At 30.9% G+C, this 13919-nt stretch carries 8 protein-coding genes and 1 pseudogene; 6 read left to right on the top strand and 3 right to left on the bottom strand.

What is annotated here, in order from left to right; genetic code table 11:
* Positions 1-15 precede the first annotated feature (15 nt).
* Positions 16-225 carry a hypothetical protein gene (locus tag ACU8YW_RS28450; protein WP_088062889.1) on the bottom strand — a complete coding sequence of 70 codons (210 nt, stop codon included), beginning with the start codon at positions 223-225 and terminating at the stop codon, positions 16-18.
* A 266-nt stretch (positions 226-491) separates the two neighbouring features.
* On the opposite strand from ACU8YW_RS28450, the gene ACU8YW_RS28445 reads away from it, so the two are divergent.
* From ACU8YW_RS28445 to ACU8YW_RS28430, 4 genes are all read left to right on the top strand, one after another.
* Positions 492-1052, top strand: a complete 561-nt coding sequence (locus ACU8YW_RS28445; RefSeq protein WP_426936049.1) for an LAGLIDADG family homing endonuclease — start codon at positions 492-494, stop codon at positions 1050-1052.
* A 350-nt stretch (positions 1053-1402) separates the two neighbouring features.
* Entirely contained in the window at positions 1403-3184 is a 1782-nt protein-coding gene (locus tag ACU8YW_RS28440) for a dsDNA nuclease domain-containing protein (protein WP_426936029.1), read from the top strand.
* 2 nt (positions 3185-3186) lie between these two features.
* Positions 3187-3819, top strand: a complete 633-nt coding sequence (locus ACU8YW_RS28435) for an ABC-three component system middle component 1 (RefSeq protein ID WP_088062892.1) — start codon at positions 3187-3189, stop codon at positions 3817-3819.
* Positions 3794-6796 (top strand): AAA family ATPase, encoded by a 3003-nt coding sequence (locus ACU8YW_RS28430; RefSeq protein ID WP_426936028.1) that lies wholly within the window; start codon positions 3794-3796, stop codon positions 6794-6796. The genes ACU8YW_RS28435 and ACU8YW_RS28430 overlap by 26 nt, the downstream gene beginning before the upstream one ends.
* Positions 6797-7410: 614 nt before the next feature.
* Here the strand turns inward: ACU8YW_RS28430 and ACU8YW_RS28425 are convergent.
* Both ACU8YW_RS28425 and ACU8YW_RS28420 read right to left on the bottom strand, forming a co-directional pair.
* Positions 7411-7704, bottom strand: a complete 294-nt coding sequence (locus ACU8YW_RS28425) for a hypothetical protein (protein WP_088062894.1) — start codon at positions 7702-7704, stop codon at positions 7411-7413.
* A gap of 77 nt (positions 7705-7781) precedes the next feature.
* A pseudogene (locus ACU8YW_RS28420) lies at positions 7782-8462 on the bottom strand (right-handed parallel beta-helix repeat-containing protein); the annotation flags it as partial.
* 862 nt (positions 8463-9324) lie between these two features.
* Here ACU8YW_RS28420 and ACU8YW_RS28415 point away from each other — a divergent pair.
* On the top strand, positions 9325-11091 hold the full coding sequence (locus ACU8YW_RS28415) for a site-specific DNA-methyltransferase (protein ID WP_088062895.1): 1767 nt from the start codon (positions 9325-9327) through the stop codon (positions 11089-11091).
* A gap of 11 nt (positions 11092-11102) precedes the next feature.
* Positions 11103-13859: a DEAD/DEAH box helicase gene (locus tag ACU8YW_RS28410; RefSeq protein ID WP_088062896.1), complete on the top strand. Its 2757-nt coding sequence runs from the start codon at positions 11103-11105 to the stop codon at positions 13857-13859.
* Positions 13860-13919 lie beyond the last annotated feature (60 nt).

Raw genomic sequence — 13919 nt, 5'->3', positions numbered from 1 at the left:
CCCTAAGGTGCCTTTCTATTCTGTAACAAATTTAAATACATAGTACATAAAAAATAACAAAGATAGACTTGCTAATCTGCCAGCAATCGATTCTTTCATAAACTTCATAAGTATCACTTTGACAAGCAACGCTAAAAATAACGGTATAAATAGTATTATAGTCAATTTGATCGCTAGGTCGTTTATAGTTGGGTTAAACGCTTCAAAATTAATTATGATATTCACCTATCTTCCCTTAAATCCCTCTATATATAATACAATTTACATTACTTTGTGCACAAAAAAAAGACAACATAAAGTGCCTTCCTCCAACTCGAACCATCGTGTTGTAATATAACTAAAGGCGGAGATAGTATAACTTGTTTTGATGACAAGTGGATAGAAATATTTAAATGTTTACAGAATAATAATGCTGAGTTGATACTTTAATTTGAAGCATGTTCTTTCTCAATTTCCCGATTAAAATTATGAGGTAAGGAAGGGGGGGACACATCATATTAAGGGAAATTAATCGCGGCTCACTAAATAATTATAGATATGCCTATGTACTTACAGAATGGATACAGAATTTTTATGAGTATGAGAAAGTTGTAGCTTCAATTGAAACTACAACTTTTAATTTTTCTTTAACTTTTATAGGAGAGGGGTCTTTTAATATTCGAATTGATAAAAGTAAAACATACACCTGTGGTTATTCGATAAGACTTACATTTTCTGTAGCGCTGAAGCGGTCAGACAAAAGAATTTTAACTTTTATTCGAAATAAGCTGAAGTGTGGAAAAGTAACGGTTCGAAAAAATAAGGTTGAATATACAGTAGTGAACTTGACAGACCTTGTAGAGGTGATAATTCCCTTCTTTTCTAAATATCCATTGAAAAATATAAAAGCAAAAGATTTTATTTTGTTTAAAATAATTTGTTACAAAATTATAAAAGGAGAAGGAAAAAGAAAAGATGGCATAAAAAAGATTTTATCAATCAGAAAGTATATGAATGACGGAGGGACCAGCATCCGGAAATACCAAGATATATACAAAGACGACGATCTGTAGATCGTCGTTTTTTGTATGTATTTTTATGTTTTTATATTTTTGTAGGAAAAGTTATTTTATATATTTCATATGTCTGTTAACATTTACAATTATGTATAGAAATTAACAGTACAGGGTAGTCGTTCTTTACATAATTCAAGGAGAAGAGTCGATAGAGGTGCAAAATACTTTTTCTGAAGTAAATAGTTTTCATATTGTATATGATGTTGATACGACGGATTGGTATAAAGCGTATTATAATAGACTTTGGAGAATGGCAGAGAATGTATAAAGTTATCGTTTTATATAAAATTGATTTTATTATTCTTATATAACATTGAAGAGTTATTTGTTATTTTGGAGGTAAAGGAATGACGACACAAGCTCAAGTTGAAATATCAGAGATTAAGTTAAAACAGAGAATAGAGAATTTTTTAGAGGAGAATGAAGAGAATCTTTTAGAGGAAGAAAAACAACAATTGATTGATACGTTATTGAAAGGGAAAATTCCTGAATTAAGTGGAGTGACAGCAATTCGAGGCTTTATGTATCAATACTATGTAGCAGCGAATTATATAATGGATATGGTATTTTCCAAAAGTGCTTGGTGGGATAAGGTAGTTTTTGAGTATTTAGATGATATAGCAGTGAGTGGAGGACGGAAGGTTAGATTCATACAGGTAAAAACTAAAAAGGAACGTAATGTACTAAATCATCTTACACCTAGCCATATGTGTAAAAGGACAAATGGAAAAGGGAGTTGGCTTGATAAATTATTTTTATTCAATACACATATTCCTGAACAAAAAGAAGTAACTGAAAATAAAAAAAGAGGGATGGTGCCATACAGGGAATTATTATCTAGTTCATTGGAGTTTGAATTAGCAACAAATGTCCAGTACAACGATGATATGGCAATTTATGAGAAAGAAGAGGACTTTCGTAATTATAAAAGTGAAGATGATTATGAGTCTGTAATAAAAATATTAGAAGGAAATGGGAAAGTTGCTATCTTTCAAGGCTCAGAAAAAGGGGTTATTGTAGATACCAGTTATTACAATAGACCGTTAGCTCCAAAAGCAATGTGGTATTTAAAACGATTTCGTATTAAGCGTTATGGAAATATTTCATTTTTAAGAGATAGTTTGATTGGAAAGATTAAAGATAACAGCTCGGGGAATGCAGATTTATTTCATAAATATAAGGCGGAAATAATTTTGGACAGTCTCTTACAAGAAATTGTTAAAAGAACTTGTCAAGACGATGAGACCGTTTCTTCAGAGAACTTTATATTTCGTAAAGAAGAGCTAGAAAAGAAGTTTAAAGAATGGACTGTACAGGCTAGTAACTCGGCACATCTAGCTGCAGAACAAGATAGCTTACGTGCTAAGTTTACAACATGTTTTAACAGAATTGAACAAGATATAAGGTCAAGTAATTGGGAAATGAATTTACAGAAAGAGTTAATAGATACTTTAGAAGATATGAGAAAGTATTTAGATGATCAATTCCAAACGGAAGAAGACCCGTTTGTTTATCAGCGTTTTTTACAACGTTTATTTAATACTAGTAATTCGCAAAGTGGATTTCCATTTGATGATGGATGTCATGGCCCCTATTTACGGCGTTCGTTAGAAATTTTACTCTATCTTTCTGTACTTTACAAACAAGTATTAGGAGCCCAAAAAAATGCGCGTCTCTTATTCAAAGAATTATTAAGTCATGAGGAAATGCTAGATATTTTTTCTTTATATAATGTCTGTGAACAGAAAGATATAGAGTATGCTATGAAAATAGTCCGAATATCTGCTAAAGAGTGCTTTGTTTCACAAAGCTTTAAACATGATTATTATTGCTTTATTGCAGATCCAGAATTATCAGACGAAGAAGATGATGAGATCCTCGGCATGATGGACTGCTTAAAAGCAGATAGTATTCACGTCTCTGTTTTAGATCCTGCTTCAGAAGAAAAAAATTTGCAAGATATGAAGATAACCAAACAAACTGAAAATATTAAATTCCTTACAACAGATCCTATATATAAGTTCATGAAAAGATTGGAAAAGTTGAGGGTATCTTCATTTAAAAATGAAGAGATAATTGATGTTTGGAGAAAATTTTTGGTTGCATCTTATAAGAAAAGGGAGAAATAATCATGAGTTTACATTATGTAGTGACGAAGTTAACCAATAAATATGATTATAGTGCTGTTTCATTTTCAGATGAAGAGCTAGGTCAAAGGCTTCGTGATAGAAATTTAGAAGTATGGAAAAAAGGGAATCGATATATAGTTACAAAGGGATATACTAGTGTAGCACAATTAGGGGATTGGTTGCATGATCAGATAGTAATTTCATTTGTTTATAATGTAATACCAACTTATTCAAGAAATAATTTGTATTTTTTACTTGTTGTTGACTTTAAGAATGAAAGAAATAAAGAAATGGAATGGAGAATAAACGAAATAGAAAAAAATGATCGAGTTTGTCGTAAATATGTTGTCGAGGAGAGAGAAGATTTAAAAAGAGTACCGGCATTTAATCATAACTTCATGGAATCAAATAAGAACTCAGTAGTGTTTGAAGAAAAGTTTAAACACAAGTTATTTAATAATAAGACTATCCTCTCAGAGTATGGAGTGATGACTGAAAGGATTAAAGAATTAGTCGATGTTTATTTTGAAGTATATGATGAACTAGAAAAAAATAATGAAGAGAAAAAGGCGCTAATTGAGAAAGTTATAGGAGCGGGAGTGAAATCGATTGAAGATAGAAACGATAGTTATTAAAAATTTTCGCATATTCAATGGACTATATAAATTTGATTTTAGTAATAGAGATGTAATTATAATTAATGGAACAAATGGTAATGGGAAGAGCACAATCTTTGACTCAATTCAGTGGTGCTTAACTGGGGAAATACCGAGATATAAAGGTACTGATGAGTGGAGAAAGTTTAATTTCTTGATGAATGAAAATATATATAAGACAGAAGGCAAACAGTCTATGTTTGTTGAAGTGCGGTTAAAAACTACCAAGGGAAAAATATTTAAGATTAGAAGAAGTAGTGAAAAAGATAGCGCTGGAAACCTTAGTTCATCGAACATTACTATAAATGATGAAGCATTTAACATATCTAAGGGAGCAAAGGAAATTCGGGAAATCTTGACTAGAGAGGGGTTAAAGCACGAGAGAAGTGGTAAAAAAAATGAAATAAATTTAGCTTCGTTTTTTGCATCAACACAAGTGTTATCACAAGATGCATTGCATGATTTTATTAGGGCTGATAAGCCTTCAGAGCGTTATAAGGTGATAAATGGAATTTTAGGTATTGGAAAATATGGTGAGGACTTTGAGAAGTTTATTGAGTTATCTCAAAAAATTGTAGAAGAGCAGAAAGAAAAATTGTTGAACGATTTAGAAAAACCGTATGAAAAATTAAATAAAATCAAGATGAAAATCTCTGAGAAGGAAGAATTACGCTTAGAAATAGGAGAAGAGTCAGAGCAGGAGTTAATAAATTCAACAGAGAAATTGCTGGAGGAAATTAGAGAGCTCGAAATAGTAACGGTTGAATTTCCGAATCCTATATCAAAAATACAGAAAAATTTACAAGACAGCTTAATCAAAATTAAACAAAATATAACTCAAAGTAGGGGGCATCAAGAGAAAATAAGATTAGATGTAGAGAGTTCGCGAGAAATTTTTTCTATAACTCCTGAAATGTATACTGATAACAAATCTAAAATCAATTGCCAAATAAAAATGTTACGGAATAAAAGAAGTCGCAGAGGAAAAGGGAGGGATATTGTAAGGGATAGAAAACTAAAATTGGAAACCTTTAAAATAAAAAGGGGAGAATATCAAAGGGAGAAAGAATATTATAAAGTTCTAAAAACAAGAATTACTGAGAATAATTCGGTAATACAAAGCATCTTAGCCCATGAAGAAGTAGCTAAAGCTATCAATGGGTTTGGTGGGAAACAAGCTTTTATTGAAATCTATAAACGGAGTTTACAGGAACAGAATATTCTTAAAAAAGTTCTAAGATGTATAGAAATAAATCGTGGCCTAGAAGAAATAAAGAATAAGTGTTTAATTCAGTCTAAAGATGCTAAGAGGTATAACAAGCAGTTAGATGAAATTAAAGAGAGTCAAAGATTTATTTCAAGTATGGTTACAGAGTTCGAGAATGAAGTGTCGGAAAGGAAAAATTCCACATTAGACGAGTTAGTTCATCAAGTTCAAGGACATGTATTAGAGAAGGAAAATGAAACTATTTGTCCGGTATGTGGTGTTGATCACAAAACAAATGAAGAATTTAAAGCATCAATTACAAAAAAAATCAATGTTTTTAAAGAAAGTTTATCTAAATTAGAAGAAACATTATTTGATTTTAAAGCTAAGGAAAGTATATATAAAGAAGAAATTCGATTAATTATATTGAAAAAGAAAAAGATGGATAGCGAAATTGATGAAAGTAAAAAACTTGAAGAAGTTTTAAAATTAGAAAAAGAGCAATTGATTACAGAGGTTCCTCAAATAAATCTATATTTAACTAATAATGATTTAAATATAACTGAAATTTATAAACAAAAAGAGAAAATTTTATCTGACTACCAGCTTTCTTTTGGTATGGTGAATTCTTTAGTAGAGAAAGAAGAAAATTTATCTGAATTGGAAAGAGCTGTTTTGTCACAAAAAAATGTATTAGTTGAATTTAGAAATGAAGCTAAACATTGGGCAAAATACTTAGATTTAGAGGAGAAAGAAATAAATCGAAAAATACCGAGGATTGATGATTATTTAATTAGGGTTGATGAAGAAGAACTACACTTGAATCAAAAAGAATTAGAATTAAATAAAGCAATTATTCAATTAGATTTGATGTGGAAACAAAGGGAAGCAAAAATAAGAGATTTTCAAAAAGAGGATACAAGCTTTACAGGTGCGGTAACAGAGTTAGATAAAATAAAAGATGAAGTAAATAAAAGTATCAGAATTTTGAATGAAGCAGAGGGAAACTTGAGAATACAGCTTGCTAAAATACATATCTTTTTACAAGATGATGAGATAAAAGCGTTAAAAAAGAAGAAGAAGAGTATTGAAATTGAAGTAGCAAAAAAAGAAGAAGTTTTAGAGGGATATAATGACTTTTTAAATAGAGAATTAGCCGCTCTGAAAGCATCTCATACATTGGCAAATAGTGAATTAATAAGTGACTATCTATCTCAACATAGTGAGTATATAAATCAGTTATTTATGCAAATTAGCCCTCACTCAGTATATAGATATGTTCAGTTGGTGCCAAGAGGAAAAAATCTCTATGTTGTAATGACGAAAAATCATGAAGATGCACGGAAACTTCGTGAACTAGATGAGCAAGAATTGAAGCGACAATTTAATGCTAGTTTAATGTTTAGCTCAGGACAATCAAATGTACTAGCACTGTGTATCTTTTTAGCTTTAAATCGTTCTCAAAAATGGACGGAATTAAAATTTGTTGGGATTGATGATCCATTTCAAAATCTAGATGATATTAACATATTCTCCTTTGTTGATGTTATAAGTCAAATTGTCTCTCTGCAAAACAAACAATTATTAATTAGTACGCATAATGAAGACTTTGCAAGCCTTATAAGGGCGAAAATGGGTCTGAACCCTGAGAAGATAGGGAATATTATTTTCCAGGCATATAATGATGAAGGAGCCTCGGTTAAAGGGAATTGTGTCGTAGAAGGTGAAGAGGGGATTAGTGTAAGCTAGAAAGAGAATGAGGAGAAACAACAAAATTCATACGGTGAGAATTTTATGTTAGATCAAAGACAAAGAGGCGTTAACTAAATGGTAAATGCCTCTTTGTTTTGAAGAATTATAACTAATCATTTTATAAAGTGTTAGTTGTTTCTGTGTTATATTCCTTCTTTTTCTATTTCTTCTGTAATGGTTATTTCTTCAACTTCTAAAGTTACCTTAGCTACCTCAAAAGCATCATTTAGTGCTTTTTCATTTTTAAATTGCATAATTGAATAACTCTATTTCAAATAAATTTTATTATAATTTAAAACCAGTAGTTATAGGATAAAACTATTTATAGAATTTTTCCTTTTGTTTCATTTGTTTATTTAGTTCGGTATGTAGTGAAATAATGTCTTAGCTCTACTTAGCAAATATTGTACATATATACACTTCAATACTTTCCACTAGTAAGAAATATAGCTCTTTGTTCTTCTTTTTAATTCCAAATTTTTTTCTTGCTTGTTTTAAGGAAAATGTATCATGAATTATATAATTTCTTAGCTGTGTAAGTATTTTGGTATTGGTAATATTTTTAAATTCTATATAATTATCGAGTTTGCGTTGTAAATCTATGATAGTGTTTACTTTTCCTTTTTTTTATATTCGCTTATATTGTTATGCAAAGAGTAAATGTCTTTTAAAAATTGTTCCACAAGAGAATACAATTCAATTGTCAATGCGGCATATTTTCTGTCTTTACGTTGGATATAAAGAATTTTTAAGTCCTCATCGGAAATCAATTCTATAGTTTTCTTTTTTTCTTTCCTGGTCTTTTCGATAATTTGTTCGTATTCCATTTTAATAAGTTGTACTTCAAGTAGCGCCTCAAGTAGCGCCTCACGTTTTAGTTCTTCTACTTGTTTCTTTTTCTGCATCAATACTTCCTCATTTTTTTTTGATTAATTATTTTTTTTTGTTGCTTTGTATTTCTTACAAGTGTAAAACCAGCATAAATTATGATGTTGATAAGAATATTTTGACGTTCTTTTGTGTTCATAACCTCAAAAGAATCTACATTACCATTCACAGCAATTGCTTCACTTAGTCCTAATTTCAAATTTGCTACTTCGTTATTATCTATGACAATATGATTTAAATTATTTTGTGCATTAGATGAAGTCCCATAGACAGCAATACCGTGGGCGTTTCCATCCTTTACATTCGTTTCAATGTGATGGATATAATTATTTCGAATCTCGATATAGCTCCCCGTTCCAGTAATATAAATACCAATAGGGGTTTCGTTAACTTTAGCTGATTTTAAATTACGAAATTCTAATCCTTTTACTTGAATATAATTTTTGTCTTCTATTGTAAATAACCCATCATCCTCTAACTTGACAGTAGAACCATCGAGAATTACCTTTTCATCCTGGTAATTTTGAAAAGTAATCGGTGCACCTGAAATCCCAGAATGAGCTACATGTACCTTTTGGTTATAAACTCCGCCTCTTATGTAGATTGTGCTTCCTTCTTTGGCGACATTTGCAGCTTTTTGAATGGTAGCGAAAGGTTGATCTAATGTGCCGGGATTGAGGTCATTTCCTGCCGGAGATACATAGTAATCAGTTCCAGATGTAACATTGTTATTGGGTTTTGCAAGGCTTGTGGCAGGGGGATTTACTTCAAAGATTAATTGAAACCTTAGATTCTTTAAAAGAAATAATTAAAGCTTATTTAGCAAAGATCGCAATCAATTTTAATTAACCTTATACTAACTTTTTAAGAAAAATTTGAATTCTTGAAAGACATGAATATGGAGTTGAATCTTAGAGGGATATTTGTTTTGAAAATAAATCTTATTAATTTTGCTTGAATATAAAGCAATAGTTTTATTTATCTTGTAATTTCATAATAGCTTAAAATATCCTTGATGTTTTCTATATTTTTATAGGATATATAATGTATTATGGTAAAGTGAACAACAAAATGTTATAAAAATTTTGGTAAGTAAAATAAAAAGAAGTAAATTATCTTTAATTTGTTATGAAAAAATACTAAGATGGAAGGGGTTAATTTAACCATTCTTAGCTTTTAATCTGTTTGTTCATATTAACTTTAATTCCATGTGTTAAAAGAAAAATCAATTGGTTCTCCTGCCATTTTTTAAAGATGGTCATAGTTTCTTCATTCGAGTGAATTATACGTGATAAGATACCTTCCGTGTATTTTCAAAAAATCCAATTAATTTTGGGTAGCGTATGGATTTAGTAATTTGGATGCCTGTATACTATGAAGAGATTTTATTGAAATTGATTATTTGATATAGTAATTCAAAGGAATTTAGTTGAAATTATATATTAAGCTTACTGTTTTAGTAAAAATTGGTGCTTGATGCAAATATCAATAACACTACTGAAATATTCAAAATATATTGGGTAATTATGCTATGATAAAGTTCTTATACTTCTAAATATCAGATTTAATAGAACTCTTGGATGTGCATTTTGGCATGTAGTGAAATACTTTAATGAAATAAGGTGGAGAAGTAAATTATGCCTACACTAGAGTGGATTGGAAAAGAAAAAATAGTAAATCATCATTTAGATGTGCCTTATCGTGTGTTAGAACACAAATATAGTTTCGATAATACCGGGCAACACTCTGATGATAACGGTAGTGAGAATATGATTATTAATGGGGACAACCTTGCTGCTTTGAAATCGCTGTTACCGCAATATGAAGGGAGTATTAAATGCATTTACATTGATCCACCATATAATACTGGAAATGAAGAGTGGATATATAATGATAATGTAAATGACCCTCGAATCAAAAAATGGCTTGGTGATGTAGTTGGAAAAGATGGCGAAGATTTATCACGTCATGATAAATGGCTATCTATGATGTATCCGCGTCTTAAATTATTACAAAGACTACTTTCAGAAGACGGCTGTTTAATACTAAGTATTAGTTATCATGAGTTACACAATTTAATTGAAATATGTAAAGAAATTTTTGCAACACGACAAATTGTTACTGTAACTGTACAGACATCAGGTGGGAAACCATCAGGTGGGTTTAACTATGTTCATGAATACTTGATTTTTGTCGTCCCAAAAGATTTTAAAGCGAATTCTATAGATTTTTGGGGCGGAAAGAGCCGTTCACCGTTTGAAGGCTTAACACTCAGTACATTTGATAAAACACAACGTCCTAACCAAACGTATCCAATTTTTATTGATAGTGAAACAGGATTGTTTGTAGGTACAGGGAAATCTCTTCAAGAACAGATTGATGATGGTTCGTATGTGGGAGAAAAAGCGGATTTTCCATATGATTATTCGGTTGCACCTGAAGGGACTGTGGCTGTGTATCCTATTACTGCAAATGGAAAACAATGTGTTTGGCGTCAAATACCTCAGAGATTGAAAAGCGATTGGGAAAAAGGTTATATCAAGGTAAGCTTAAATAAATCAGCTAACAGCCCTAATAAATACAGCATTCAATATTTACCTAGTGGCGTTATTAAGAAAATTAGCTCTGGAGAATTACAGGTAATAGGGAATGAGGACAATGCTCCAACTTTACGTTTTGGTAAAAATCAAACTGTAGGGGGGCAGATACCGACAATTTGGAGTGAAAAATCGTTTTATACAGTTAATGGTACAAAAATGTTAAAAACAATATTCCCAGAGGAAGCTAAGGTTTTTGATTATCCTAAACCTCTTGATTTAATTATTAGTATTATTCAGGCTGTAACTTCGGATGGGGATATAATTCTGGATTCGTTTGCTGGGTCTGGAACTACAGCACATGCAGTATTAAATTTAAATAAAATAAATAAAGGTAACAGAAAATTCATCCTTATTGAAATGATGGATTATGTAGAGAGTGTTACTGCTGAACGTGTGAAACGCGTTATTACAGGATATGGAACTGAAGAAAATTATATAGAAGGAACTAATGGCCAATTCAGTTACTACGAACTAGGAGAACCTTTACTTGAAGGTGAAAAACTTAATAGCAGAGTTGAAGTAGAAAAAATTCGTGAATATGTATATTTTACTGAAACAAAATGTAAGCCTCATTCAGTTAAAATTGATGACCCATATTACTTAGGTACTCATATAAATACAGCTTACTATTTATGTTACGAAAAACAGAATATAACTACATTGAATCGTGAGTTACTACATTTAGTAAAAACTAAAGCCGATAACTATGTTATTTATGCAGATTTATGTACATTAAGTGACGTGGAGTTGGAGAAATATAACATTACGTTTAAAAAAATACCTCGAGATATTTCAAGATTATAGGAGGATGCCTAATGGAACTGAAGACATATCAGAAAAATGTTATAAATAATCTTAATTCTTACTTGAATTGTGTTAATGATAGCAATAACATCAAAACTGCTTGGTCTGATTATTGGCAAGCACAAGATATTAATGTTGGTTTTGGTGGAGTTCCAGTGTATAACAACGTCATATCTGGAGTTCCGCATATTTGTATGAAAGTTCCCACTGGTGGTGGTAAAACCTTTATGGGATGTGCTTCAATAAAACCCATATTTGAGAGAATGCCATCTGATAAGTCTCATTTTGTAGTATGGCTAGTACCGTCTGATGCTATTTTGATTCAAACAATTAAAACATTGTCGGATGTTAATCATCCATATAGAAAAAAATTGGATGCAGACTTTGCTGGACGTGTTGGTGTATACACGAAAGAGATGTTGCTTAATGGAGAAAATTTTTCTCCAGATACAGTTCGTGATATGTTAACGATTTGTGTTTTAAGTTACGGTTCTTTACGAATTAATAGTGCTAAAAAAGATGTTCGTAAAGTTTATAAAGAAAATGGAAACCTATTACGATTTGCAGAGTACTTTAAAGATGATGCAGTTTTACTTGCTGATACTCCTGATACTGCATTGATTCAAGTAATTAGACATCTTTCTCCAGTCACAGTTGTTGATGAAAGTCACAATGCGGGGTCAGATTTGAGTATAGAAATGTTAGAAAACTTAAATCCATCTTTAGTTTTAGATCTAACTGCTACACCTAGAAAGAATAGTAACATTATTTCTTATGTGGATGCGCGAGAACTTAAACAAGAAAATATGGTTAAATTACCAGTTGTTGTATATAACCGTACATCTCGCCAAAGTGTAATTCAAGATGCAATACAACTTCGTGGTAGTATTGAACAACAAGCAATTGAAGAAGAAAATATCAGTGGGAAATATATACGGCCTATTGTATTATTTCAAGCACAACCAAAAACAAGTGAGGATAGTGATACTTTTGATAAAATTAAATCCTTACTAGTAGAAATGGGAATTCCTGAGGAGCAGATAGCTATTAAGACATCTAAAATAGATGAAATTGGTGATATGAACTTAATGAGTAAGAAATGCCCAATTCGATACATAATTACTGTTAATGCATTAAAAGAGGGATGGGATTGTCCATTTGCATATATTTTGGCTTCACTTACTAATAAAACTTCATCAATTGATGTAGAACAGATATTAGGTCGTATACTACGACTACCTTATGTAACTAAACATAAATCACAGTTGTTAAATACCTCCTATGTACTTACTTCATCTAACGATTTTCATAAAACTTTAGAAAATATTGTAGTGGGCTTAAATAAAGCAGGCTTTAGTAGAAAAGATTTCCGGATAGGAGAATCATCTGAAACTACTACGAGTCCATCGCAAAATAAATTAGATGATGATCCATTTGAAATAAATACTCGAATAATAGGTAATGAGGCAACAGTAGTAAGTGATAAAGCAATGGGCAATGAAACAACAGAAGCAAATGTTGAAACAATGGAATCAAATAATGAAATAATAGAAACAAATGATGAAGTGAAAAATGGTGGAACAGCAATAAATAATGAAGATATCAATGATAATTTTGAAGATATCGAGCCTAGTGAAATAAATGTTACTGTACAGGGTAACGATGAAAATCTTGATAGTACACTTTCAAAAATGATACTAGATGCTACAATCCAATCTGAAAGTTACAATAATGAGGTAATAAGAAATACGGATTCTGAATATACTGGGGGAGAACTTGGGGATATGTTAAAGCAGTTTACAATCCAGCCACATTTTTTAGAAGATGTGGCTAATATTAAGGTGCCACAGTTCTTCCTTAAAAGCTTGCCGGATTTGTTTGGTGAAGAATTTAGTCTATTAGAACCAGAAAATTTATCTGATGGCTTTACTTTAAGTGGTCAAGATGCAAATATAAGTTTTGAATTAGCCACTGGGGAAATGTACCAAATAGATATTCAGGAACAAGGAGAAGCGGTACCTAAATATAAACGTGCATCAAAGAGTGATAGTGAATTTCTTAGAGAGTATCTTGCCAAATTACCTCCAGAGATGAAGATTAAACAGTGTACAGATATGATTTGTAAACAAATTAATAAAAATAACCGTTATGCTACGTCAGAGATTAGTGATTATGTTCGTCGAATCATTTCGAATATGAAAGCAGACGAGTTAGCAGCTATGGAGACCGCAATTCCTGTATATGCACGTAAAATACTTCAAAAAATTGAGAGCTTGAATAGTGTGTATAGAGAAAATCAGTTCTATAGATGGGTAGATAGTGGAAAAATAGTTTGTAGAGAGTCATATAAATTTCCAAACATAATTACACCTCCAGTTAATATAGATTCTATCCCAAACTCATTATATGAGGCAGAAAAAAATGATTTAAATAATTTTGAAAGAAATCTTATTGATATAATAGTAGGGCTAGAAAATCTATCTTGGTGGCATAGAATAATTGAAAGAAAAGGTATTCGAATTAATGGGTTTATTAATCACTATCCAGATTTTATAGTTAGAACAAAATCGGGTCAAATTATTTTTATTGAAGCTAAAGGTGATTATTTAGATGGTGATGATAGTAAAATTAAACTTAAATTAGGTAGGAAATGGGCGGCAGAGTCTGGAAATTTATACCGTTATTTTATGGTATTTAAAGATAAGGATCTGGGTTTAGACGGTGCATATACATTAGATAGATTTGTAGAAGTTATGAAGGACCTATAATACTCTTTTTTAATTAGTATAGATACTTAATGGAGCCATCATAGATATTATTTTCACCGT

Source organism: Bacillus pretiosus, from assembly GCF_052947655.1.
The sequence above is the reverse complement of the archived record's forward strand: the minus strand, read 5'-3'. Positions and strand labels throughout refer to the sequence as shown.

What these genes read in the sequence shown, in the direction of transcription:
- ACU8YW_RS28410 (WP_088062896.1), top strand. Translation starts at nt 11,103, where the DNA reads ATGGAACTGAAGACATATCAGAAAAATGTTATAAATAATCTTAATTCT.
- ACU8YW_RS28415 (WP_088062895.1), top strand. Translation starts at nt 9,325, where the DNA reads ATGCCTACACTAGAGTGGATTGGAAAAGAAAAAATAGTAAATCATCAT.
- ACU8YW_RS28440 (WP_426936029.1), top strand. Translation starts at nt 1,403, where the DNA reads ATGACGACACAAGCTCAAGTTGAAATATCAGAGATTAAGTTAAAACAG.
- ACU8YW_RS28425 (WP_088062894.1), bottom strand. Translation starts at nt 7,704, where the DNA reads ATGCAGAAAAAGAAACAAGTAGAAGAACTAAAACGTGAGGCGCTACTT.
- ACU8YW_RS28435 (WP_088062892.1), top strand. Translation starts at nt 3,187, where the DNA reads ATGAGTTTACATTATGTAGTGACGAAGTTAACCAATAAATATGATTAT.